General features: G+C 53.8%; 1 tRNA gene and 2 rRNA genes (1 of these 3 cut by a window edge). All 3 read right to left on the reverse strand.

Annotation, left to right across the window (positions count from 1 at the left end):
* Nucleotides 1–2: 2 nt before the first annotated feature.
* A tRNA-Met gene (locus tag G9X68_RS31545) sits at nt 3–79 on the reverse strand.
* A gap of 132 nt (nt 80–211) precedes the next feature.
* Nucleotides 212–326, reverse strand: a 5S ribosomal RNA gene (gene rrf, locus G9X68_RS31550).
* Nucleotides 327–553: 227 nt separating this feature from the next.
* Nucleotides 554–2,500: ribosomal RNA gene (locus G9X68_RS31555) — 23S ribosomal RNA — on the reverse strand; it runs 936 nt beyond the window's last position.

A 2,500-nucleotide genomic window follows, 5' to 3' on the forward strand; every position in this document is an offset into this window, starting at 1 on the left:
TTTGGTTGCGGGGGCAGGATTTGAACCTGCGGCCTTCAGGTTATGAGCCTGACGAGCTACCGGGCTGCTCCACCCCGCGCCATTTGGCAAATCGTTGAGATTTGCTGCAGTATTATAACACGAAAGGCCGCTTTGTGAGCGGCCCTTTGTTTCGGCTTTGGGCCGTTGGCTGTGAATGAGAAGATTGATTTATAAAAGTTGCGTTTTGCAGACCTGGCAGCGACCTACTCTCCCGCGTCTTAAGACGAAGTACCATGGGCGCAGGGGCGTTTCACGGCCGTGTTCGGAAAGGGAACGGGTGCAGCCACCCCGCCATAACCACCAGGTCGGCAAAGCGCAACTTTATTGTTTGAGAAGCTGGGGATGAGGCAGTAGTCAGCAGCCATTAGGCAGCAGTGACTAGCGTCATCGCATTTTTTGAACACGTCTTTGGTGCTTGTGAGGAAAGAGGCGGAGCAGTTTTCACCACTCACTACTGCCTATTCACTACTCACTATCGATCCGGACAAACACTTCGTGTTTGCCGGGAGTTCGATGAGCATAGTCAATGAGAACGATCAAGCCGATCGAGCTATTAGTACCGGTAAGCTTCATGCGTTGCCGCACTTCCACACCCGGCCTATCAACGTGGTCGTCTTCCACGGCTCTGATAGGGAATACTCGTTTTCAGGTGGGTTTCCCGCTTAGATGCCTTCAGCGGTTATCCCGTCCATATATAGCTACCCTGCTATGCCCTTGGCAGGACAACAGGTCCACCAGAGATATGTCCATCCCGGTCCTCTCGTACTAGGGACAGATCCTGTCAATATTCCTACACCCACGGCAGATAGGGACCGAACTGTCTCACGACGTTCTGAACCCAGCTCACGTACCGCTTTAATTGGCGAACAGCCAAACCCTTGGGACCTGCTCCAGCCCCAGGATGCGATGAGCCGACATCGAGGTGCCAAACAACCCCGTCGATATGGACTCTTGGGGGTCATCAGCCTGTTATCCCCGGCGTACCTTTTATCCGTTGAGCGATGGCCCTTCCACGCGGGACCACCGGATCACTATGACCGACTTTCGTCTCTGCTCGACTTGTCAGTCTCGCAGTCAGGCGGGCTTATGCCATTGCACTCGACGACCGATTTCCGACCGGTCTGAGCCCACCATCGCGCGCCTCCGTTACTCTTTCGGAGGCGACCGCCCCAGTCAAACTACCCACCATACACTGTCCCGGACCCGGATGACGGGCCGCGGTTAGACATCCATGACGATAAGGGTGGTATTTCAAGGATGGCTCCACGGAAACTGGCGTCCCCGCTTCAAAGCCTACCACCTATCCTACACATGCCGACACGAATGCCAGTGTAAAGCTATAGTAAAGGTGCACGGGGTCTTTCCGTCTGACCGCAGGAACCCCGCATCTTCACGGGGAATTCAATTTCACTGAGTCTATGTTGGAGACAGCGGGGAAGTCGTTACGCCATTCGTGCAGGTCGGAACTTACCCGACAAGGAATTTCGCTACCTTAGGACCGTTATAGTTACGGCCGCCGTTTACTGGGGCTTCGATTCAAAGCTTGCACCTCTCCTCTTAACCTTCCAGCACCGGGCAGGCGTCAGACCCTATACGTCGTCTTGCGACTTCGCAGAGCCCTGTGTTTTTGATAAACAGTCGCTACCCCCTGGTCTGTGCCACCCCATCATACTTGCGTAAAATGGGGTCACGCTTCTTCCGAAGTTACGCGTGCAATTTGCCGAGTTCCTTCAACATAGTTCTCTCAAGCGCCTTGGTATACTCTACCTGACCACCTGTGTCGGTTTCGGGTACGGTCTATACGGTGGAGCTATTTCCTGGAACCGCTCCGCTGCCCTGATAATCCAATAAACCAGAACAACTTGTGCAATCCGTCACTACCACCAGGCCCACGAATATTAACGTGGTTCCCATCGACTACGCATTTCTGCCTCGCCTTAGGGGCCGGCTAACCCTGCTCAGATTAACTTTAAGCAGGAACCCTTGGTCTTTCGGCGAGAGGGTCTCTCACCCTCTTTATCGTTACTCATGTCAACATTCGCACTTCCGATACCTCCAGGAGCCCTCACAGGTCTCCCTTCATCAGCTTACGGAACGCTCCGCTACCACGTGTATTGCTACACATCCTCAGCTTCGGTGCATGGCTTCAGCCCCGTTACATTTTCGGCGCAAAGACCCTTATTTAGACCAGTGAGCTGTTACGCTTTCTTTAAATGATGGCTGCTTCTAAGCCAACATCCTGGTTGTTTTGGGATCCTCACATCCTTTCCCACTTAGCCATGACTTGGGGACCTTAGCTGGAGGTTAGGGTTGTTGCCCTTTTCACGACGGACGTTAGCACCCGCCGTGTGTCTGCCGAGTAGTACTCCCCGGTATTCGGAGTTTGGTTAGGATCAGTAAGACGGTGAGTCCCCATAGCCCATCCAGTGCTCTACCCCCGGGGGTATTCGCTCGACGCTCTACCTAAATAGATTTCGCG

Source organism: Rhizobium changzhiense (assembly GCF_013087625.1).
Lineage (GTDB): Bacteria > Pseudomonadota > Alphaproteobacteria > Rhizobiales > Rhizobiaceae > Rhizobium > Rhizobium sophorae.